The sequence below is a fragment of the Photobacterium sp. DNB22_13_2 genome (assembly GCF_052873915.1).
The window spans coordinates 340,159-361,099 of sequence record NZ_JBNNXU010000002.1 but is presented as its reverse complement, the minus strand read 5'-3'; the positions used below and the strand labels follow the sequence as shown (position 1 = coordinate 361,099).

At 48.2% G+C, this 20,941-nt stretch carries 18 protein-coding genes; 13 read left to right on the top strand and 5 right to left on the bottom strand.

What is annotated here, in order from left to right:
* The first annotated feature begins 14 nt into the window (after positions 1-14).
* From ACVA58_RS04820 to ACVA58_RS04765, 12 genes are all read left to right on the top strand, one after another.
* Positions 15-311, top strand: coding sequence for a EutN/CcmL family microcompartment protein (locus ACVA58_RS04820; RefSeq protein ID WP_446509298.1), 297 nt, complete (start codon positions 15-17; stop codon positions 309-311).
* Positions 312-335: 24 nt separating this feature from the next.
* Positions 336-1,745 carry an aldehyde dehydrogenase family protein gene (locus ACVA58_RS04815; protein ID WP_446509297.1) on the top strand — a complete coding sequence of 470 codons (1,410 nt, stop codon included), beginning with the start codon at positions 336-338 and terminating at the stop codon, positions 1,743-1,745.
* A 2-nt stretch (positions 1,746-1,747) separates the two neighbouring features.
* A complete protein-coding gene (gene eutJ / locus ACVA58_RS04810) occupies positions 1,748-2,584 on the top strand; it encodes an ethanolamine utilization protein EutJ (RefSeq protein WP_446509296.1) in 837 nt (278 codons plus the stop codon).
* A 3-nt stretch (positions 2,585-2,587) separates the two neighbouring features.
* Positions 2,588-3,826, top strand: coding sequence for an iron-containing alcohol dehydrogenase (locus ACVA58_RS04805; protein WP_446509295.1), 1,239 nt, complete (start codon positions 2,588-2,590; stop codon positions 3,824-3,826).
* A complete protein-coding gene (locus ACVA58_RS04800; RefSeq protein ID WP_446509294.1) occupies positions 3,826-5,250 on the top strand; it encodes an ethanolamine ammonia-lyase reactivating factor EutA in 1,425 nt (474 codons plus the stop codon). Before ACVA58_RS04805 ends, ACVA58_RS04800 begins: the two co-directional genes overlap by 1 nt.
* 13 nt (positions 5,251-5,263) lie before the next feature.
* Positions 5,264-6,625, top strand: a complete 1,362-nt coding sequence (locus ACVA58_RS04795; RefSeq protein ID WP_446509293.1) for an ethanolamine ammonia-lyase subunit EutB — start codon at positions 5,264-5,266, stop codon at positions 6,623-6,625.
* A 13-nt stretch (positions 6,626-6,638) separates the two neighbouring features.
* Positions 6,639-7,529 (top strand): ethanolamine ammonia-lyase subunit EutC, encoded by an 891-nt coding sequence (gene eutC, locus ACVA58_RS04790; protein ID WP_446509292.1) that lies wholly within the window; start codon positions 6,639-6,641, stop codon positions 7,527-7,529.
* 13 nt (positions 7,530-7,542) lie between these two features.
* Positions 7,543-8,199 carry an ethanolamine utilization microcompartment protein EutL gene (gene eutL, locus ACVA58_RS04785; RefSeq protein ID WP_446509291.1) on the top strand — a complete coding sequence of 219 codons (657 nt, stop codon included), beginning with the start codon at positions 7,543-7,545 and terminating at the stop codon, positions 8,197-8,199.
* Positions 8,200-8,210: 11 nt separating this feature from the next.
* Complete coding sequence (locus ACVA58_RS04780; RefSeq protein WP_446509290.1) at positions 8,211-9,551, top strand: 4Fe-4S dicluster domain-containing protein; 1,341 nt, start codon at positions 8,211-8,213, stop codon at positions 9,549-9,551.
* A gap of 37 nt (positions 9,552-9,588) precedes the next feature.
* On the top strand, positions 9,589-10,137 hold the full coding sequence (locus ACVA58_RS04775) for a BMC domain-containing protein (RefSeq protein WP_446509289.1): 549 nt from the start codon (positions 9,589-9,591) through the stop codon (positions 10,135-10,137).
* A 171-nt stretch (positions 10,138-10,308) separates the two neighbouring features.
* Positions 10,309-11,412 (top strand): ethanolamine utilization protein EutH, encoded by a 1,104-nt coding sequence (eutH, locus tag ACVA58_RS04770; RefSeq protein ID WP_107348737.1) that lies wholly within the window; start codon positions 10,309-10,311, stop codon positions 11,410-11,412.
* Positions 11,413-11,614: 202 nt separating this feature from the next.
* Positions 11,615-11,800 carry a hypothetical protein gene (locus ACVA58_RS04765; RefSeq protein WP_446509288.1) on the top strand — a complete coding sequence of 62 codons (186 nt, stop codon included), beginning with the start codon at positions 11,615-11,617 and terminating at the stop codon, positions 11,798-11,800.
* Positions 11,801-12,474: 674 nt separating this feature from the next.
* On the opposite strand, the gene ACVA58_RS04760 is transcribed toward ACVA58_RS04765, so the two are convergent.
* The 4 genes from ACVA58_RS04760 to torC all read right to left on the bottom strand — a co-directional run bounded on the left by ACVA58_RS04760 (position 12,475) and on the right by torC (position 17,855).
* Positions 12,475-13,041, bottom strand: a complete 567-nt coding sequence (locus ACVA58_RS04760; RefSeq protein WP_446509287.1) for a hypothetical protein — start codon at positions 13,039-13,041, stop codon at positions 12,475-12,477.
* A 183-nt stretch (positions 13,042-13,224) separates the two neighbouring features.
* Complete coding sequence (gene torD / locus ACVA58_RS04755) at positions 13,225-13,878, bottom strand: molecular chaperone TorD (protein WP_446509286.1); 654 nt, start codon at positions 13,876-13,878, stop codon at positions 13,225-13,227.
* 205 nt (positions 13,879-14,083) lie between these two features.
* Complete coding sequence (torA, locus tag ACVA58_RS04750; protein ID WP_446509285.1) at positions 14,084-16,615, bottom strand: trimethylamine-N-oxide reductase TorA; 2,532 nt, start codon at positions 16,613-16,615, stop codon at positions 14,084-14,086.
* Between the two features lie 73 nt (positions 16,616-16,688).
* Positions 16,689-17,855, bottom strand: a complete 1,167-nt coding sequence (torC, locus tag ACVA58_RS04745; protein WP_446509284.1) for a pentaheme c-type cytochrome TorC — start codon at positions 17,853-17,855, stop codon at positions 16,689-16,691.
* Positions 17,856-18,056: 201 nt separating this feature from the next.
* Between torC and torR the strand changes: the two genes are divergently transcribed.
* Positions 18,057-18,770, top strand: a complete 714-nt coding sequence (gene torR / locus ACVA58_RS04740) for a two-component system response regulator TorR (protein ID WP_446509283.1) — start codon at positions 18,057-18,059, stop codon at positions 18,768-18,770.
* A gap of 474 nt (positions 18,771-19,244) precedes the next feature.
* On the opposite strand, the gene panP is transcribed toward torR, so the two are convergent.
* A complete protein-coding gene (gene panP, locus ACVA58_RS04735; RefSeq protein ID WP_446509282.1) occupies positions 19,245-20,906 on the bottom strand; it encodes a pyridoxal-dependent aspartate 1-decarboxylase PanP in 1,662 nt (553 codons plus the stop codon).
* Positions 20,907-20,941: the final 35 nt, after the last annotated feature.

Below are 20,941 nucleotides of genomic sequence, written 5' to 3'. Positions count from 1 at the left end.
CATGAGGAATTCGTATGCGCATCGCGAGAGTCATAGGTCATGTTATTGCAACTGTCCGGAGTCAACACATGCGGATGGATAAGCTCTGCTTAGTCGAGTTTATCGATAAGCAGGGTAGTGGCATGGGTGAGATCCATATTGCGATGGATCAGCTTGGAGCGGGCGAAGACGAGTGGGTGATGGTGGTCTCGGGCAGTTCGGCCCGAGCGGCTTACGGCGATTTGCAAACCGGTTCACCGGTTGATCTCTGCGTAGTGGGGATCATTGATGAAGTCACCGCGTCACGCGAACAGCTTTATCGGAAAATTTAACCTGTTGCTTGGAGTAGGTTCATTATGGATCAGCAGCAAATAGAAGAAATTGTCAGACGTGTAGTGATGCAGCTAGATGTCTCCAGTACCAGTACGTCTTCTGGTAATGAGGTCGGTGATTACGGTATCTATCCCACATTGGATGGAGCCGTTGCTGCAGCGAAGCTTGCCCAGAAAAAAATTCATTCGTTGGCCTTACGGGATGAAATGATTTTGGCCATTCGTCGAATGACCAAAAAGCATGCTAAAGAGCTGTCGACTATGGCAGTAGAAGAAACGGGGTTTGGCCGTATCGACGATAAAATCGCCAAACATTTGTTAGTTGCCCAGCGTACCCCTGGAACTGAAATTCTTGCCCCTCAAGCGGTTTCAGGTGATGCCGGTATGAGCTTGATGGAAAATGCCCCTTGGGGGGTCATCGCATCTGTCACTCCAAGTACCAATCCATCTTGTACGGTGATCAATAATGCGATCAGTATGATTGCTGCGGGTAATGCGGTGGTCTTCGCTCCTCATCCGGCTGCCAAGAAGGTGTCGCAGTATGCAATCCAGTTGGTTAATAAGGCATGTGAAAGTGTGGGTGGCCCTGCCAGCATTTGTACCACGGTTGCTACTCCATCCTTAGAAAATGCTCAAGCCTTGTTCTGCTATCCAGGGATCGGTCTGCTGGTTGTGACTGGTGGCGACGCCGTTGTCGATGCTGCTCGCAAAGTTACGGATAAGCGTCTAATTGCCGCTGGTCCTGGTAATCCGCCTGTGGTGGTGGATGAAACGGCTGATTTACAACGTGCCGCAATTTCTATCGTGCAAGGCGCATCGTTTGATAACAACATCGTGTGTGCGACGGAAAAAGAAATTATTGCGGTTTCATCGATAGCCGATGAACTTAAAACCTACATGTGTCAGCACGGTGCATTTGAGTTAAGCCCAGCGCAAGCTGAGTCTGTGGCTCGTGTTGTACTCAAGGGCTACCCCGGAGAGCATCCTTCGGCCGATCCTAAATGGGTAGGACGAGATGCGGCCAAGATTGCTGCTGCCGCTGATATTCAAGTTCCCGCAGATACCCGTCTGTTGGTCTTTGATGCTGATAAAGAGCACGTCTTTGCCACAACTGAACAGATGATGCCAATTATCCCATTGATCAGGGCCCAGAATGTTGATTTGGCAATTGATTGGGCTGTGGAACTTGAAAGTGGTAATCGTCATACCGCAGCGATTCATTCGAAAAATATTGATGTGTTAACCCGAATGGCCTTTGAGATGGATTGTAGTCTGCTTGCCAAAAATGGACCTGCGATTGCTGCAATTGGTGCTGGTGGTGAAGGCTGGACAACCATGACGATTTCGACCCCAACAGGGGAAGGGGTGACGAATGCCTTAACGTTTACCCGCAAGCGCCGTTGTACCGCAGTTGATGCGTTCAGGATTGTATAGCTATGACTAATTTGCTCGAACGTGTTAATCAACACCTGATGCTCATTGATGAACTGGTCAATGACGAATCAACCATTTCTGCACCGCAGCAGTGGCATGTCGGTATTGACTTAGGGACGGCAGATATTCAGACCGTTGTGATTGATGGCCACGGGCTACCGGTTGCTGCATTTCTTGATTGGGCCGATGTAGTGCGAGACGGAGTCGTTGTTGATTATGTGGGGGCTTGCCGGATTGTGCGAGAGCAGTTACGTAAAGTTGAGCTGAAGCTTGGCGTGAATGTCGAGCATGCAATCACATCATACCCGCCAGGAACCGATCCTCGGATCTCTATCAATGTCGTGGAATCAGCCGGGGTGTTGGTGAGTCATGTTATTGATGAGCCAAGCAGCGTTGCTGAATTACTGCAAATCCAAGATGGGGCGGTGATTGATGTCGGTGGCGGAACCACAGGGACTGCCATCATAGCCAACGGTGAGTTGGTCACTTCTCTTGACGAACCGTCGGGCGGTCGCCACGTCAGCTTGACAATTGCGGGTGGGCTTAGGGTTGATATGGATGAAGCAGAACAACACAAGCGCCGCAGCCATGAAGACCCACTTGTTGCGACCATGGCTAGACCTGTCATTGAAAAAATGGCCGACATTGTTGGTGTTCATCTAGCAGGCCATCAGCCGACCGCGATGTATTTGACGGGTGGTGGCACCTTGATTGCGGGCTTTAGTGATATTTTCCGTAAGGCATTTCCAACAATTAACGTGGTTGAGTTTTCACGCGCTTTGTACCTGACGCCATTTGCCATTGCGAGCTATGGCTTGATGCTCGAAGGTAAGGAGTAAGCGATGGCCGTGTCACAAGCCGATGTTGCGGCGATTGTTCAACAAACGTTAACTCAATACCGGCCTCACCGTGGTTTTACTTTCCGCTCACCAGCCGTCACTGTGACGGGGGGCTACTGCGTTAATCAACTCGGGGATGTGCTTAAAGAGCTTGGTGCGTCAAACGTTCTGCTCGTCGCCGACAAGCAAGTGTACCAGCTTGGGTTAACGGCAGGTTGTGAAGCGGCAATCAAATTATCCGGACTATCTTTGACACTGTTTACCGATATCGCCGGTGAGCCGGATAGTGATTGTTTGAAGAGCGGTAACAAAACCCTCAAGGCATGTGGTGCAGACTTTGTATTAGGTGTCGGCGGTGGCTCGGCATTGGATGCCGCCAAAGCCATTGCCGTTATTGGTGATTACCAAGGAAAACTGACTGACTATCAAGTTGGTGGTATTGCCTCACGGCGAGTAGGGCTGGGGGCGATTCCGACAACGGCGGGTACCGGCTCTGAAGTGACTGATATTACCGTGATTAAAGATCTGACGTTGGGTATCAAGGTGCCCGTAAAAGGTCCGGCCTTAGTGCCTGATATGGCACTTATCGATCCGGCCTTGATGCTAGGTGTACCAGCAGAGATCACCGCCGCTACGGGGATCGATGCATTGACCCATGCCATAGAGGCGTATATTTCTCGCTTTTCCAATCCGCTGTCCAAAGCGTATGCCTATCACGCGATTGAAGCCATCAGTAAGGCACTACCCGTTGCCGCAGGCTATGGCAAAGACATTGATAAGCGGTATGACATGGCAGTTGCAGCCTATAAAGCCGGTTTGGCATTCAGTAATGCTGGGCTGGGTTTAACCCACGCTATCTCTCACCAGATCGGGGCTCGCTATTATCTTGCCCACGGGGTCGCCAATGCCATCTTACTACCGTATGTAATGGCTTTTAACGCCCTTAGCTGTGAAGCCGAATTAGCGGAAGTAGCCAATGCACTCGGTGTAGGGCGTGATTCCATGACACCGCGTGAGCGCTGCAGGGCTGCGGTGTTGGCGGTGCGTCAGTTGGTGATGGATTTGGGGCTGCCGACCTCGCTTGCTGATGTTGATATTGCCAAGCGGGATATTCCTTTGTTGGCGGAACAGGCAATGAAAGACATTTGCCTACAGGGCAACCCGAGAGATGTGAGATCCGCGCAAATCTCAGCATTATTGCAGCAAGTCATTACCGGAACGCTACCGGAGGGGTATTGCTGATGGATAGAAAAGTTATCCATAGTGTCGGGATCGATATTGGTACCACCACAACCCAAGTGATTTTTTCTAACCTGACCGTGGTTAATCGTGCGCCAGCCTCTCAGGTGCCGGTCTATGAATTTATTGAGCGTGAAATCGTGTATCAGAGCCCGGTGACGTTCACTCCAATTAATCATCAGGGCACGATCGATGCGTTAGGGTTACAGCAATTTATTGAACAGCAAATCGATCAAGCAGGTCTTGCAAACGGAGTTGAAACCGGTGCGATTATTATTACCGGTGAAACGGCAAAAGCGCATAACGCCCGTGATGCAATCATGGATCTGTCGCAGCGGTTAGGGGATTTTGTGGTTGCGACCGCAGGGCCCAATCTCGAATCGGTTATTGCTGGCCGCGGAAGTGGTGCCCAAGAACTGGCGCAGAACGGGCATCTTAAAGTGATGAATATCGATATTGGTGGTGGAACCTCCAATTATGTGGTGTTTGACTGTGGTCGGGTAGTCGAAACTGCTTGCCTCAATATTGGTGGGCGCTTGGTTGAGTTAAATGACAACGGTGATGTGGTGTATGTCCATAAACCAGCATTAGCGGTGATGCAGGATTTGTTTGGGGAAACCTTACATCCGCGTCAGATCACCGTTGATCACCTCAACAGAATGGTTGATCGGATGGCCGACCTGATTGTTGAGGTCATGGAAGGACAGCTATCGCCACTGGCAGTACAGCTGCTGCAAACATCGGCCTTATCAGAACATAAAGATCTTGATGCTGTTTTTCTTAGTGGCGGCGTCGGAGAGTGTTACTACCAAGCGGATAATCCCGCAAAGATAGATAACTTTGGTGACATTGGCCCTCAACTTGCGCTCTCATTGCTGCGCCATGGTCGGTTGACTGATTATCCGGTACGCCGCCCAAACCAGACATTACGCGCCACGGTAATTGGTGCCGGTGCGTATTCACTGACGCTATCGGGCTCAACTATTTGGCTTAATTCTGACGAACTGCCACTCAAAAATATCCCAGTGGTACACCCCGCGGTGGACTGGCAACAGCCACAGCCAGAAATATGCAATCAAATTGTGATTGCCGCAGAGCGAATGGACCTTGCCATAGGCTGTGACCGCTATGCGATAGCGCTCGATCGTGGAATGCCAATACGTTACCAAACCGTGCAGCATGTTGCGGCCGAATTAGCTCAGTTTTACCTGCAGCACGGCAATCATCAGGATCCAGCATTTGTCATTGTACATAACGATATTGGCAAAGCGTTGGGGATGGAATTACAGCCTAAGCTGCATCCTCTACCTGTCACTGTCATTGACGAAGTGATCACCCATGAGGGTGACTATATCGATATTGGAAACAGTTACTTCGGCGGGGAGATTGTGCCATTAACTGTGAAATCTCTCGCCTTCCCGTCTTAAAAGGAGTTGTTACATGAAGTTAAAAACCCACCTGTTTGGTCAAACTTACCATTTCAGGGATGTGAAAGATGTACTTGCTAAAGCGTCAGATCTTCGCTCGGGCGATATTTTGGCGGGCGTTGCGGCGCATACGGCGCAAGAGCGAGTCGCGGCTAAACATGTACTGTCGGAAATGACATTGAAAGATTTGCGTGAAAATCCGGTTGTCAGCTACGAAACCGATTTGATCACTCGGATTAATCAAGACAGCTTGAATCGCACCATGTTCGAGAAAATTCAGAACTGGACGGTGAGTGAGCTACGCGAATATGTACTAAGTGATGTCAGTAACGAAGACATGCAACGTTTGCGTAAAGGTTTAACCGCAGAAATGGTGTCAGCCGTTGGCAAGTTGTGCTCGAATGGTGACTTGATGTATGGCGCCAGTCAGATGCCGGTTATCACCAAAGCCAATGCGACAGTCGGTTTGCCAGGACACTTTAGCTGTCGTCTACAACCAAATGATACCCGCGATAATGTCAATTCGATTCTGGCACAAACCTATGAAGGTTTGACCTATGGTTGTGGCGATGCCGTGATTGGTATTAACCCGGTTACAGATAGCGTCGAAAATACCACCCAGATGCTAAATGCCATTCAAGATGTGATCACGAAATGGGATATTCCAACCCAGCCTTGTGTCTTGGCACACATTAGTACTCAGATGGAAGCGGTTCGCCGCGGCGCGCCTGGTGGTTTGCTATTCCAAAGTATCGCTGGTTCAGAAAAAGGTCTGGCGGAGTTTGGCGTGAGTGTCGATATGCTTGACGAAGCCTATGAAGTCGGTAAGCAGTACTGCAACTTGGCCGGCGAAAATATGATGTATTTTGAGACCGGACAGGGATCCGAGCTCTCTGCCGATGCTCACCATGGTGCCGATCAGATGACAATGGAAGCGCGTTGCTATGCATTGGCACAACGCTATAAACCACACCTGGTAAACACCGTCGTCGGGTTTATTGGTCCTGAATACCTCTACAACCACCAACAGATTATTCGTGCCGGTCTGGAAGACCACTTTATGGGCAAGCTGTCGGGCATTCCGATGGGATGTGATGCGTGTTACACCAATCACGCAGATACGGATCAGAATTCGAACGAAAACTTAGTGACTCTTCTGGCTGCTGCTGGGGTTAACTTTGTCATTGGGATGCCGCTAGGTGACGACATCATGTTGAATTACCAAACCACCTCATTCCATGACACTGCCACTGTGAGACAGCTTTTGAAATTGCGTCCGGCGCCGGAGTTTGAAGCGTGGATGGAAACCATGGGCTTTATGGAAAATGGCCGTTTAACCCGCAAGGCGGGCGACCCATCAGTTTTCTTCAAATAAGGGGTAGCAAGGAATGAACGAACAGAAGATTCAGGATATTGTCGCCACCGTACTTGCGCAGTTAGGTGAAAAAGATGTCAGCCCGGCTGCGGTAACCAAGGTGGTTGATGCACAGGTAACGAAGCAGAGTAATAACAGTACTGAATCGTTACCCGATCTGGGAGATAAGTGCTTTAAGAAATGGAACGGAATTACTGATGCTGCGGACAGCAAAGTGATTGATGACTTAATGTCGCAGACGGATGCTCGTGTGGGTACTGGCCGTACCGGCCCTCGTCCAAGAACAACGGCTTTACTGCGATTTTTGGCCGATCACTCACGTTCTAAAGATACGGTGATTAAGAATGTCGAATCGTCATGGTTGCAAGAGCGTAACCTGCTGGAAGTGCAGTCTTGTGCAGCTGATAAAGATGTTTACCTAACCCGCCCGGATCTTGGCCGCAAACTCAATGATGATGCCAAGATGCTGATCCGTGATAACTGCAAAAAATCGCCACAGGTACAGGTTGTGCTGTCTGATGGTTTGAGTTTGGATGCCGTCACCGTCAACCATGATGAAATTCTTCCGCCACTGATCAATGGACTAAAGAATGCTGGGTTGAATGTGGGTACACCTTTCTTCCTGCGCTACGGCAGGGTCAAGGCTCAAGATGAAATTGGCATGCTGCTAGATGCTGAAGTCAACTTATTGCTGATTGGTGAGCGTCCGGGCTTGGGTCAGTCAGAATCCTTAAGTTGTTATGCGATCTATAAGCCAACAGATAAAACGGTCGAGTCGGATCGCACCGTAATATCAAATATTCACGCTGGGGGGACACCACCAGTAGAAGCGGCGGCGGTGATTGTCGACTTGGTAAAAACCATGCTGGCGCAGAAAGCCAGTGGCATTAACTTGAAGCGCTAAGAAGGAACGAAGCATGGCAATTTTAGACAAAATTCAACCATCAGTATTGGCTACCCGTGTGATTGCCTCGGTAGATCCGGTGTACAAGGAAAAAATGGGGCTTCAGCCCCATCACAACAGCATAGGTATCATCACGTCTGATTGTGATGACGTGACCTATTGCGCCTTGGATGAAGCAACGAAAGCGGCAAATGTGGATGTGGTTTATGCCCGTTCATTTTATGCCGGTGCTGCGCACTCATCCGGCCCGACATCCGGTGAAGTGATCGGTATTTTGGCTGGTGGTTGCCCGGCAGATGTCATTGCTGGCTTGGAACGAGCCAAAGCGTTTATTGAAGACGAAGCGGCTTTTCAGTGTGCTGATGAAAGTGGTGATATCGCTTTTTTTGCCCATTTGGTTTCATCAACTGGCAGTTATCTATCTGCTGAAGCTGGGGTCGAGCAGGGCGAGGCATTAGCCTACTTGATTGCTCCTCCTTTAGAAGCAATGTACGCCCTGGATGCAGCTTTGAAAGCTGCTGATGTTCAGTTGGTGAACCTGTTTGCGCCACCATCGGAAACTAACTTTGGTGGCGGTCATTTAGCCGGTTCACAAGCGGCGTGCCGAGCGGCGTGTGATGCGTTTGAAGCTGCCGTGCTTGATGTTGCTCGAAACCCAATAGCTAACTAGGCGAGGTAGATGTGGAACCGTTATTGAACCTGGTTCAGCAAGGCGGCGTCGTCGGTGCGGGGGGCGCTGGCTTTCCGACCTACGTCAAACTTGATTGCCAAGTTGAGCTGGTGTTGGCCAATGGCGCTGAATGTGAGCCACTGCTGTATAAAGATCAGGTCTTGATGCAGCAGTGGGGACATGAGTTGTGTGGCGGGATGTTACTGGCCATGAAGCAGGTAGGTGCATCCCGTGGGATCATTGGTATTAAAAAGAAAAATACTGATACCATTGCGATACTGACCACATTGTTGCCAGCCAATATCGAATTACTGCTGATGGATGATGTCTATCCTGCCGGGGATGAAGTTGAACTGGTTTTCCATGCCACGGGTAAACGCATTCCTGCTGGCGGGTTACCTAAAGATATCGGGGTGATGGTTAATAACATTGAGTCCTTTATCAATGTGTTTCGCGCAGCCAATGGCTTGCCGGTAACAGAAACGATGATTTCTGTTCACGGAGAAGTCCCGTCACCGTATTCGGCGTGGTTACCCATTGGTATGACTTACCGTGAGGCTATCGAACTTGCCGGTGGTATCAACCGTGACGAGTGTGTCGTTGTTGAAGGTGGCCCGATGATGGGCTCGGTGACAGACGATTTGGATAAGCCAATTACGAAAGTCTCCAGTGGTTTGCTGGTGTTGCCTAAAAGTTCACGAATAGCTCGCTTTAAATTGCGCAGTGAAGCCGATCTTCGCCGGATAGGCAAAGCGGCGTGTGATCAATGTAGCTTGTGTACATCCATGTGCCCTCGGAATTTGTTGGGTTACCCCATTAAACCGCATTTGGCGATGCGTTCGCTTCAGGTTTCAGGCGGCAATAACCAAAGCTTGGCCTTGGCGGCGCAAGCATGCTGCGAGTGTAACCTTTGTACGATGTGGTCGTGTCCGGAAGGGCTGGACCCTAGTCGGGTATGTGGCACTACCAAGCAGGCGTTACGTGAGCAACTACAATGGCAAACGCCAGCGGAGCTGCAAGCAAAAACAACCGAGGTGCATCCATTGCGGGAGTATCGAGGAGTGCCGACTAAGCGGCTCGCCCAGCGTTTGGAGTTAAGCCAATACATGGGAGTAAAAGCCACTTACCGAGAATGTGAATATGTGCCTGCACAGGTTTGTATCCCGTTGGCGCAGCATATTGGAAAGCCGGCCCAGGCCATTGTCAAAGAGGGCGATGCGGTAGTTAAAGGACAGATGATCGGCCAGCCTGCAGAAGGCGGACTCAGTACCGCTGTGCATGCCAGTATCTCAGGTATCGTTGCTTCAGTAGGTGATTCTGTCGTCATTAACTATCAGGCAGTCACAGAATAGGTGGCTTAATGCAATTAGAAATAGATTGGAAAAACAAATGGTAAATGCAATTGGCTGTATTGAACTCAACTCTATTGCTCGGGGCTACTTGGTTGCAGATGCCATGCTAAAAGCGGCCAACGTCGAGATTTTATTTAACCGCACGATTTGCCCTGGCAAGTTTATGGTCATGGTGAGTGGGGATGTGGCTGCTATTAATGCCGCGGTTGAAACTGGGTTGCGGGTTGGCGGTGGTGAGGTGATAGATGATCTGATCATTACGAATGTTCATCCAGATGTGTTTCCAGCTATTGCGGGTACCCGCGTTGTCGAACATACCTCCGCACTAGGTATTGTTGAAACATTTTCTGTTGCTGCAATTGTTGAAGCGGCTGATGCAGCAGTGAAGGCTGCAAATATTGAATTGCTAGAAGTCCATATGGCAATGGCCATTGGTGGTAAAGGCTTTGTCACTCTAACCGGTGATGTGGCTGCAGTACAAGCTGCGGTAGAAGCAGCAGCCGACAGAATCAGGGACAAAGGTGTGTTGGTCGATAAGGTAGTGATTGCACAGCCACGCAAAGAAATTTTAGAAGGAAAAATATAACCCAGCGAATAATAACCAAACACTAGCGCCTAACAAGGCGAGCAAAACGATTTAACACGTTTCACTTTTTAGCCGTATGCAGTTGCATAGGGCGGGCTTCTTACACCTTGAAAAAAGTAGCCATCACGTGCAACTGATGAAAATCATTATTTGGGAAAAGGAAGGTACATCATGAATGACATTATTCTATACATTATGGTGGGCTTTATGGTGTTGGGTGCAGTAGATAAAGTACTCGGCAACCGTTGGGGCTACGGACAGCAATTTGATGAAGGCTTCATGGCAATGGGGGCACTTGCATTAGCGATGGTCGGGGTCGTGAGTTTAGCTCCGGTTTTAGCTAACTTACTGAGTCCGGTTGTGGTGCCGCTTTACACCGCATTGGGTGCCGATCCGGCGATGTTTGCCGGTACATTATTGGCTAACGATATGGGGGGGTACCCATTGGCGCAAAGTATGGCTGAAACGGAAGCTGCTGGCTTGTTTTCAGGTTTGATCCTTGGTGCCATGATGGGGCCAACATTGGTATTTACTATTCCAGTAGCTTTAGGAATTATCCAAAAAGAAGACACTAAATATCTGGCCCGTGGTGTGCTAATCGGTATGACCACCATTCCTGTTGGTTGTTTCGTGGGTGGTTTGGTGGCAGGCTTTGATATGGCTATGATCTTAGGGAATTTAGTCCCTATCGTTATTGTGGCCGGCTTGATTGCCGTTGGTTTATGGCTCAAACCAGAAGCGATGATCCGCGGCTTTGAAGTGTTTGGTAAAGGAGTGATCGCTGTTATTACTATTGCACTGGCTGCGATCGTTGTAGAAACATTAACTGGGGTTGTTTTGATCCCGGGTATGGCACCGATTTCTGACGGTATCGAAATTGTTGGTGCTATTGCCATTGTATTGGCCGGTGCTTTCCCAATGGTACATTTTATTACTAAGCATCTGAACAAACCGTTGATCAAACTCGGTAGCTCTATGGGTATGGGAGAAACGGCGGCTGCAGGTTTAGTGGCGACAATGGCAAACAATATTGCGATGTTTAATATTTTTAAAGACATGGATAACCGCGGCAAGGTGATTAACGTTGCCTTTGCAGTATGTGGTTCGTTTGTCTTTGGTGATCACCTTGGTTTTACGGCTGCTGTGAATAGTGACATGATTTCGGCGGTAGTGGCGGGCAAACTAGTGGGTGGTTTAAGTGCCTTAATACTTGCGGTATATGTGACTCGTAACATGACGGATGAACCAGATATGGTTCCAGCAAATCAGCCATAGTTTATAGATTTTCGTATCGCTTAGAACTTTGTATTTCTAATCATCAATATGTATGCGGGGCAGCAGAGATGCTGCCTCTTTTTATTTGGTCAATTAGGTTAGTGTGCGTAACCTCTATACTTAAACTGGCGGGTGTTACCCGATTGAAGCGTGGTTTTAGCACTGTTAATTTGTTGCAGATGAGGGCTTTTAAGGAGGCGTTATGGCGACTAATCATGTAAAGCAGGATAACGCAGGGCAGAACAATCAAATCCATAAAAGATCATTGAGTATGCATGAAGGTATCGCGGATTGGTGTGATACTTGTGTCTGCGAGGCAGAACCTTACTGGGTCGAAGTCGCAGAAGAGATGGGTATCAATATGAGCGACTACGAGGATGGCCATTGAGGTGAGCGCTGTATTCAGTGGTCATGTTACTTGTAGGGCCATTTAAACAACGTAAAGGTACATAGACTTTCGAGCGGGTTATTGCTTTATAGTGCAGCTCCTTGCTTTGATGATCCTCACATGATATTGAAATACTTCATGTTGTTCGTTGTATTTCAGGAGGGAACTTGGAACTACCAAAGCTGGCGCAGAGTGACTGGAAGCCGTTCAAAAGATTAAGGTTACTTAGTTCACGTCAATCACCTCAGTCCTTTGAAAATAGCGACGAGGGAGAGGTATGTTAGTGAACTGTGTATCGCAGGCTGGAAGCCTGTTTTTGGAGTTTTTGAAGTACTACTGTGTAACAGTTTTGGTTCTTGGGCTAAAAGGTGAGCTATTTAACATTGCGCTTAGGTTTTGGTCTGATAATCAAATGTCGTTCTACAGCGGAGGGTTGTGGCAAATTACGTTTGTTTTATCGTTCTTTTTGACCATCTATGTCATGTTTGCTAAGCACTTTCCAGAGTAAGGGGGAAAACATGACTGCAGGGGGAGAATATGTCTCTCGCAGGTAGAATACCGCTGCTTTGTGTAAAAGCTATTTCAACGATGCACAAAGGCAGGCCAAAATACGTATTGACCGTATTTTTGCCCGCCATTGTGTTGGCTATAGGTGAGTAAGACGTTTTTACAGCTTACTGAAGAGATTCAAGTAGGGTGTTGAGCTCTTTCATCAGGTTTTCAGTTTCAGGGTTGCTCGTCTTCATTGCGGCAAACGTATCAGCTTGAAGTTTTTCCTGCATTGCCATCAAGGTTGCGTCAGAAAGAATGCTTTCGCGTTGTTCTGCCAGTTGACGTTTAGCAGCGGCAAATTCCTTGATCAATGCTTCACGCTCTTCTTCGCTGGTTTCTGTATTGCGGACTTTGTCCTGAATGTCTTGTGCTTGGCTGATGAACTCATCAGGATTGTAGCCAACTTCTTTCGCTTTCTCCTGATAGGCTGCTTCAAATGCTTTCGCTTGTTCAACCAACTCAGGGTTAGATTGCAGTGTCTGCTGGCGAATACTTGTTAAGTCGCGCTGGATCGCATTGATACGATGTGTCACTTCTTTTTGGCTCGCAACTGTATCTGTTGCTGCGTCACTGGCCTTGGAGGCTGGGCTGAAGGCGAACAAAGTCACTAGCATCAGCGGTAGAGCATATTTCATTAGGTTTAATACTGAATTCGGTTGTTGCTGGGTACGCGTTTTGCTGTTTTGCATAAATTAACCTTTATTGGTGGTTATCATCGCTATGACTGCAATGTATAAAAGCGCTTGGTTCGGAATGTCAGTATTGTGTCATGTATGCTGGATGAAGACTGAACAGCACAAAAAAGCCGGCAATCCATGTGCCGGCAATAAATGTGAGATAGTGTTTTGAGCGCTGGCTGGTGCCAGTCGGGGTTATTGTTCTTCGCCTGTTAGGAACTGGGTATCCAAATGGCAGAAAGCGACAAGAACCTCTGTTGCGGCGGCATAAAAGCCGAACTTATCGCGTTGCTTAGCTTCTGAACTAAACGCAGGCAGCCAATTGAGTAGCATAGTATTGATAAAGTCGAGCTGAGCCTGCATTACTGGTTCAGCTTGTTCTTTTGAACCTTGCTGGTTGGCCATGATGATCAGGTTGCCCATGAAGTCGAGTTCGATAGCAAGATGATCTGCTGGCTCATTGAATTCTTTGCGTTGGGCAATGCCGTATTCTTCCATTAGCTTATTCATGTCTTGTGCCGGCTTGTCGTTCATCAGGCCGCTTTCACCCACATACATAGAGGCATAAGGCAGGGCGCCAGATTTTGGTGTGCTGAGGAACAGGCCACAGAAATCAGCGGCAAGCTCAAGTTGGGCATCTTCGCGGCTTTCCAAACGCTTGATGGCACCGCGGAAGGCTTCAACTGGCTGCTTAAGTTCAGGTGTCATGGCCAGACCTGATAAGAAAGTGACCATGTCGCCACCACGGTACTGTTCGATGTCCTGCTCGGTTAATTCACGAGCGAAAAGGGATGACATCCACCAATAAATCTCTGCGCGCTGTTCGTTGAAAGCAATAAACTCTTTCATGATCACTCCAAATCAAGGCATACGGCTAGCTAGTTTGGCCGTATAGAAAACATATTCAGATAGAATAAATTATGCATTTATTATACGTGAATAGATTCTTTAAACACACTGTTATAACAGTAAAAAAATACTCAGAGGCCGAAGCCTCCGAGTAGGGCGTTATACCGTCCTGCACGCAGGGTAGTATACCGCCCGGGACACTAACTTATTCTAGATCCATTGCTGGGAATAGTGGGTTAATGTCAGTTATGGCGGTTGGGCCGTGGAAACCAGTAACCGCTGGAACTGTACCAGTGTACTTTTCGATCTCCACCTGCGCTGATGCCGCAGAGGTTGCTTGAGCCAGTTTCGATGAACCGATATCTTGTGTCAGTACGTTTGGATCACCGTAAGTACAGATAGTGCCAGGTTTGCCACCTTCAAGTGGGCTGTACCATGCACCTTCGTGGATACGACAAACACCAGACATGTAGTCATCAGAAACAACAGCACCAGCGAGTACTTCCCCACGGTCATTGAATACGCGTACGATGTCACCTGAATTAATGCCACGTGCTTTTGCGTCTTCAGTGCTGAGATAAACCGGCTCACGGTCAGCAACCGCATACGTTTCACGGTGTTCGGTAGAAGAACACAACTGTGAGTGTAGGCGGTGTTTCGGGTGAGTACTTTGCATGTTCAGAGGGAATTTATCTGAACGAGGACCACCATGGCTTCGTTCGGTCTTCTCGAACCACATTGGGTGACCTTGACAGTCGTCGTAACCCATGTCGGCGATTGTCTTACAGTAGATCTCGATAAGACCAGTTGCAGTTCCTAGTGGCTCTAGATCTGGTTCATTACGGAATGACTCGTGACGAACCCACTCAGTACCTTCAGGGAATTCGATAAACCCTTCTTCTTCCCAGAACTTCTTGAAGTTAGACATACGTACACCAATACCACGTCCTTGCAGGCGGGCACCGTTGTAGAATTGCTCAATCCATTCCATCTGTGATTTGCCTTCGGTGAAGGCTTCTTCACGATCATAGCGGCGACACAGTTCGCGGAATATGTCGAAATCATCTTTCGCTTCGTACATTGGCTCAACCACTTTCGGTAGGGCAATGATACCGGCGTTGGAGTGGTTACCGTATTGTTCGATATCGTTACGCTCGTGCGTTGTGGTTGCAGGCAGAACGATATCGGCAAAGCGACAGGTAGCAGTCCACTGGTGGTCTACGGAGACAACCGTTTCCAGCTTACGCCATGTCTTGATCATCTTGTTACGATCTTGGTGGTGATGGAACGGGTTGTTACCACAGAAGATCGCCATCTTCATTTCAGGGAATTTAACCGAATGGCCATTCCACTCAATGGTCTCGCCAGGGTTTTCAATACAGTCAACAAAACGCGCGACAGGGATAAAGTTAGAGTAACCTTTGTACGAGCCGTTGTGGATTGGAGCAACACCCGTTACACCACTAAAGCCAGACATCAGTGGGCCTGCAGACGTTACCGAGCCTGCATCGTTATAGTGCCAGCCGAAGCCGAAACCACCACCCGGAAGACCAATTTGGCCCAGCATAGCGGCTACAACAACCAGCATCCACGCGTACTGCTCACCGTGCTGCATACGCTGTAGACACCAGCCACCAATGATTTGGGTACGGCCTGAAGCCATTTGACGAGCAAGCTCACGGATAGTATCAGCGTCAATGCCACAAATTTTTGCTGCCCATTCAGGTGTTTTAACAACACCGTCGCTTTCGCCAAGCAGGTATGGCAAGAATTTGTTAAAGCCAGTGGTGTAGTCAGCTAGGAACTCTTTGTTGTACAGGTTCTCAGTGTATAGCGTATGCGCAATTGCCAGCATCAAAGGAACATCTGTTTGCGGGTTGACTTTAACCTGGTCACCGCCAACAAATTTCTGAGTGTCAGAAACAACTGGATCAACATAGATAACCTTGATTTCGTTGTTTTTAACTTTTTCAGCTAGCTGATCAAAGTAAGCATATGGGCTGTGATCTGGAACTAACCAGCCAACCTGCAGGTTTTTAATCGGGTCAGAACCCCAGATCACAATGGTGTCTGAATGCTCAAGCACTAGCGGCCAAGAGGTCTGCTGTTCATAGACTTCCATCGCACCGGCAACGTATGGCAGAACAACTTGAGCTGCGCCTGTTGAGTAGTCACCCATTTTAGCAAGGAACGTACCGTGCAGGCCGATTGCACGCATCATCATGGTACCAGCAGAGTGCAGTTTACCTACTGACTGCCAACCAGTGTGGCCAGCGTAAAGTGCGCTTGGGCCGTAGTTGTTCTGGACACGTTCCATTTCATGATAGAAGAAGTCCAAGGCCTGAGACCAAGGCACACGTACAAAGCGGTTGTCACCACGCTGGGTCGTGTCCGACTTGTAGCCATGCTTCAGCCAGTCAAGGCGTACCATTGGGTACTTAACGCGCGCTGGGTTGTAAACGACTTCACGCACACCGTCGATCATTGTGGTTGGGTGCTTGTCTTTTTCGAATGGTACGGTATCAACCCATACACCGTTTTCAACTTTGGCGCGGAATGCACCCCAGTGAGAGCCAGAAAGTACTTCACCAGAGAAGCTTGCTTTGGTATCAGTTGCTGCCATGGCGCTACGTGGAGCCAGTAGGCTAGTACCTACAACAGATGCAGCACTTGCAGCAACCATGCCTGAAAGGAAGCGACGGCGAGAAACGCCTTTATTTAGAATTTGAGTTGCCATTGAGCAATTCCTTAAATTTGAATTCTTTTGTGCGTGGGAGGGGGAAGGTGTCTTCCCCCTCTGCTAACAGGAATTAATGTGCGCCAGCGCCGCCGGTGTCACTACCGTGGTTCTGAAGGTATTTCAGAAGGGTACGCTCTTCAGTTTTGCTTAGACGGTAGTAAGCGCTCATGCCATTTAGGCTGGAGATCCAACCATTTGCAGTAAAATGGCCAGGAGCTGGTGCCGCGTGACAAGCGGTACAGGTAGAGCCGTACATACCTTCTGCATAGTTCCAGATCGGTTGGATGTCATCAATCATGTCATCTTTGGTGATCCAGCCTTCAACGGAAACGTGCTGCCAAACAATGTTGGTTGCTGCATCTGTCTGCTCTTCGATAAGCTGCTCAGAGGCTTTCACATCGCCGCGAATTGTTGCTTTGAAGACACGTTTACCCATGTATTCAGTGAGTACTCGACCACGACCTTCTTTTTCAAGCCAGCCATCAATCTTCACTTTCATCATGTCACCGTCGCGCTCAAGCACGGTTACTTCAGATGCTGGAAGTAGGCTGCCTGATGCTGTGCTGTTTGCATCTGCAACGGCAAAAATATTTTTCTCACTCAGAGAGTAAAGGGTCTCAGCAACGGCACCTTGAGTGTTAGCGGTGGTTTGAAGCTCTTCGAAGTCTTTCTGGAAACCGCCAGCCATGTTTGGCAGCTCATGGGCAATACCTTTGTGACACTCGATACAGTTCATGTCTTCAGCTGCGGCTTTGTTCATCTCGAAAGCGGCTTGGGCAGACTGTTTTGTGTGATCCATTGCATCGTAAGAGTGACAGCTTTTACAGGTTTTCGAGTTCTGGCTCTTCATACGATCCCAAACGGCGGTTGCCAGTTCGAGACGGTGTTCTTCTAGTAATTCAGGGGTATCAATCTTCTTGGTGATGAAGTGGTTGTATACGTCTTTCCATGCACCAAGTTTACGTTGAAGCTTGCCTGGCAAATCCTTTGGCTGGTGACAGTCTACACACTCGGCACGAACACCCGAGGCATTCTTGAAGTGAATGCTTTGTTTGTACTCTTCGTAGTTCTGTTCCATGGTGTGGCAAGACGTACAGAATTCGGTTGTTGAAGCGAACTCAAAACTCTTGTGTACGGTCAAAACGCCCGCCAAGGTAATACCAATACCAACCAAGACCAGCGCAAGAATCGAATACTTGCTGCTAGGCTTAGTCAACATTTGCCAAAGTTTTTTCATAGTGGAAGATTCCAATTTAGAATGAATGTCTGCCGTAAACTACGGTGACGTATAAATTTTTATGGGGTAATCTTAATTCCACGATGTGAATAAGGTTAATGGCGGCGGTGAACAGAATTTGCTGGATTATGACAAATTGTGAATAGCTGCCTCCTGTGCTAACGTTTTATAGAACAGTAAATAAGACATAAAGAGAAAGAAATGAGTCATCACGTACTTGTAGTAGAGGATGAAATTGTTACCCGTACCAAATTGGTTGGGTACTTTGAGAACGAGGGATATAAAGTCAGTCAGGCCGAAAGTGGCGCGCAGATGCGTGAGGTAATGGCCAGTGAAAAAATCGATCTGGTAATGCTCGACATCAACCTGCCAGGTGAAGATGGCCTGATGCTGACACGCGAGCTCAGAAGCCGCTCAGAAGTCGGTGTTATTTTGGTGACAGGACGTACAGACAGTATCGATCGTATCGTCGGATTAGAGATGGGTGCCGATGATTATGTGACCAAGCCGTTTGAACTGCGTGAGCTTCTTGTACGGGTGAAAAACCTGCTGTGGCGCATATCTCTGGTCGAAAAAGCACGTGATGAAACCATTGTTGAAATGCAGGAAGATAGCATTATTCGCTTTGGCGATTGGCAGTTTGACATCAACAAACGTGCGCTCACGCACAACGGTGTTCCGGTGAAATTAACCAAAGCCGAGTATGAGTTGTTGGTGGCATTTTCTTCACACCCCAACGTGGTATTAAGCCGAGAGCGTATCTTAAATATGCTAAGCCACCGCGTAGAAGCGCCGAATGATCGCACTATTGATGTACTCATTCGACGTATGCGCTCGAAGATGGAAATTGACCCGAAAAACCCACAGATTTTTGTGACGGTACACGGTGAAGGTTACATGTTTGCGGGTGACTAATGACTCGGCAGTGATGCAAAGATGAACTGAAATATTTTGTAATAATTAGGCTGGTATCTATAGGGTGTTGGCCTTTTTCATGCATTTTTATCGGTAGTTATGTTGATCTTGATCAAGAATTGTTGCGCGTTATTAATAGCAAAAAGAGTCTCATAAATAAGACGTTAGCATTTTACTTTGCGTTAAATGGTTAAAGGTTAATGTTTAGTTGCCACTTGGGGGCTTAATTGTTGATTTTGCAATACCCTACAGAGGGGGAGCTCTCTAGATAGAATGACTGTTTGCTTGAAATTTGAGCGTGTGGGCGGTGGTTTATCGAGCGGTTAATTGCGGTGGTTATTATTTTTGCAGGTGACTGTCTATTTTTAGCGCAGGCTGTGAAGAAATATGAAATCATTTTTCTTTGGTTCAACAGTAATAAAAGCCTGACTTGAGTCAGGCTTTTATCCGTTAGCAAGAGTGCTGCATGCTAATTTAGAGTGTGACTTGCTGGTTGAGAATACTTTCGGTTAGCGTGTTGATTTTAGGGAAACTGATCAAGCTCTGCTTCGCGATATCTTTTTGTTCTTCGAGTACGTCTTGCAATATTTGTTCTGTCGTTAGCGGGTTAGCCAACACAACACGGAAGACGGTTGTTAGCCTACGATCCCACGCTTCTGGCGTGATACGGGTACGAGAAACAAACGACTTACCAGATTCACGTTGGCGCTTCTGGATGAACTTTGTCATATCATCAAGGGCATCCAATAGCTCTTCACGTTGCTCAGGATCGGCAAGACGAAGGGCTTCTTGAGTACGAGCTGGGGCATACCGGTAAGTCAGTAGGCATAACTCCGGTTCGGATATCAGCTCAAAATCAGGGTGCTGATTGATCAGCGAGGCAAAATACTGAGCTTTTTCAATACTGGTATTGATCAGCATTTCATAGCCCGGCCGGCTGATGATATTGAGGCTGGCATACAGCAGCATCGCCATCCCGCTTCTTGAGCCTTCCAGTGTATGGCTACCTAGATCTTTTGAACCCTTACGCAAGATGTACTCTGCATGATGCTCGATCGCTGTCATTAGGGCTGGGTTTTTAAAGATAACCATCCCTGCGCCCATAGGGACATATAGTTGTTTGTGGGCATCAATCGTCACTGAATCCGCACGCTCGATCCCTTTTAACAGTGATCGGTACGTATTGGACATCAGTGTTGCGCCACCCCATGCGGCATCGACATGAAAATGGCAGCCATATTCCAGTGCCAAATCAGCCAGATCCTCAAGAGGGTCGATATTACCCGTTTCCGTTGTACCGGCCACACCGACAATCGCAAAAGCTTTGATGTTCTGTTGTTTAAGCTCATTAAGCTTGGCGCGCATCTGGTCAACACATACTCGATTGTGGCTATCGGTCTTGATTGGGATCAGGCAGTCTCTGCCAAGGCCCAGTACGTCAGCGGATTTTTTAAGCGAGTAGTGGCCACGTTCCGAAACCAATACGACCAGATCTTCATAGCCGTAGTGCTTCATCGCTTTGAATAGACCTTCTTGTGCTACCCCTTTGAACTTACCATCAGGCTTTAACGCACTGTTTCTCGCAACCCAGAGGGCTGTGATGTTGGCGATAGTACCACCGGAACAAAAGGCGCCTAGTGAGTGGTTAGCGCTGTGCATCCACTGCTGGTAAAAAGCGTCTTTCTCATGGTAAATCAAGTTGTGAAGCATCCCCAGTACCTGCCGCTCCAATGGCGTAAATGCTTTGGAGGTCTCGATCTTCACCAGGTTTTGATTAAGGCCAATCATAATTTTGGATAACGGCATCAAGAAATAGGGCAGGGCCGAGGTCATATGGCCGATAAACGTCGGTGCAGACGTGTGCACAGACTGGGCCACCAGTTTATCCAATAGGAAATGGGTATGATCAGATACAAAGCTCGGGCGCTCTGGTATATCTGCAGACGAGAAGTCTTTCTCGATTTCTGCCAGAGGCTTTTCTCGGGCTGCTATATGCGTTTGCAAAAACACATTTAGGTTTTCTGAAATCTCTTTTTCGATCCGACCTAAGGTCGATTCAGGTGCTTCCGGCACCGTAAAAATGCGATGCAACGACTCTTGGGTTGCATCGGCTTTTTTGTTATCCACTACTGCCATAACGATTAATAACTTGTAACTTTTTCGGCAAACTG

What these genes read in the sequence shown, in the direction of transcription:
- ACVA58_RS04820 (WP_446509298.1), top strand. Translation starts at nt 15, where the DNA reads ATGCGCATCGCGAGAGTCATAGGTCATGTTATTGCAACTGTCCGGAGT.
- ACVA58_RS04815 (WP_446509297.1), top strand. Translation starts at nt 336, where the DNA reads ATGGATCAGCAGCAAATAGAAGAAATTGTCAGACGTGTAGTGATGCAG.
- eutJ (WP_446509296.1), top strand. Translation starts at nt 1,748, where the DNA reads ATGACTAATTTGCTCGAACGTGTTAATCAACACCTGATGCTCATTGAT.
- ACVA58_RS04805 (WP_446509295.1), top strand. Translation starts at nt 2,588, where the DNA reads ATGGCCGTGTCACAAGCCGATGTTGCGGCGATTGTTCAACAAACGTTA.
- ACVA58_RS04800 (WP_446509294.1), top strand. Translation starts at nt 3,826, where the DNA reads ATGGATAGAAAAGTTATCCATAGTGTCGGGATCGATATTGGTACCACC.
- ACVA58_RS04795 (WP_446509293.1), top strand. Translation starts at nt 5,264, where the DNA reads ATGAAGTTAAAAACCCACCTGTTTGGTCAAACTTACCATTTCAGGGAT.
- eutC (WP_446509292.1), top strand. Translation starts at nt 6,639, where the DNA reads ATGAACGAACAGAAGATTCAGGATATTGTCGCCACCGTACTTGCGCAG.
- eutL (WP_446509291.1), top strand. Translation starts at nt 7,543, where the DNA reads ATGGCAATTTTAGACAAAATTCAACCATCAGTATTGGCTACCCGTGTG.
- ACVA58_RS04775 (WP_446509289.1), top strand. Translation starts at nt 9,589, where the DNA reads ATGGTAAATGCAATTGGCTGTATTGAACTCAACTCTATTGCTCGGGGC.
- eutH (WP_107348737.1), top strand. Translation starts at nt 10,309, where the DNA reads ATGAATGACATTATTCTATACATTATGGTGGGCTTTATGGTGTTGGGT.
- ACVA58_RS04765 (WP_446509288.1), top strand. Translation starts at nt 11,615, where the DNA reads ATGGCGACTAATCATGTAAAGCAGGATAACGCAGGGCAGAACAATCAA.
- ACVA58_RS04760 (WP_446509287.1), bottom strand. Translation starts at nt 13,041, where the DNA reads ATGCAAAACAGCAAAACGCGTACCCAGCAACAACCGAATTCAGTATTA.
- torD (WP_446509286.1), bottom strand. Translation starts at nt 13,878, where the DNA reads ATGAAAGAGTTTATTGCTTTCAACGAACAGCGCGCAGAGATTTATTGG.
- torA (WP_446509285.1), bottom strand. Translation starts at nt 16,615, where the DNA reads ATGGCAACTCAAATTCTAAATAAAGGCGTTTCTCGCCGTCGCTTCCTT.
- torC (WP_446509284.1), bottom strand. Translation starts at nt 17,855, where the DNA reads ATGAAAAAACTTTGGCAAATGTTGACTAAGCCTAGCAGCAAGTATTCG.
- torR (WP_446509283.1), top strand. Translation starts at nt 18,057, where the DNA reads ATGAGTCATCACGTACTTGTAGTAGAGGATGAAATTGTTACCCGTACC.
- panP (WP_446509282.1), bottom strand. Translation starts at nt 20,906, where the DNA reads ATGGCAGTAGTGGATAACAAAAAAGCCGATGCAACCCAAGAGTCGTTG.